This is a genomic window from Streptomyces sp. URMC 126 (genome assembly GCF_051386555.1).
Classification (GTDB): domain Bacteria; phylum Actinomycetota; class Actinomycetes; order Streptomycetales; family Streptomycetaceae; genus Streptomyces.
This window is the reverse complement of record NZ_JBPQTX010000883.1, coordinates 1-271: the sequence shown is the minus strand read 5'-3', so window position 1 is coordinate 271 and position 271 is coordinate 1. Positions and strand designations below refer to the sequence as shown.

Genomic DNA, 271 nt, shown 5'->3' with positions numbered 1-271 from the left:
CCGGATGGGGGCGGAAGGGGGTGTGCACACCGACACTGGCGCCGGTGTAACCGACACCAGCCAGGGTCGGCAGCCCGTGGCGGGCCGCGGCGTACAGCGCGGGCAGGGCGTGGATGCGGGCGGCGCGCAGGTGGTGCACCGAGTCGGGCTCGACTGCGGAGCCCCTTTCCCGAGCTTTTCGAGCAGGGGGTACCTCACGCGGGGAGCCGTTGGGAGCGGCGAGGAACAGCAGGTTTCCGGCGAAGCGCCGTCCCTTGCCGGAGTACCAGAG

Annotated in this window: 1 pseudogene; it reads right to left on the bottom strand. The window is 72.3% G+C overall.

Annotation, left to right across the window (positions count from 1 at the left end):
* A pseudogene (locus ACSNOK_RS34335) lies at positions 1-271 on the bottom strand (hypothetical protein); the annotation flags it as partial.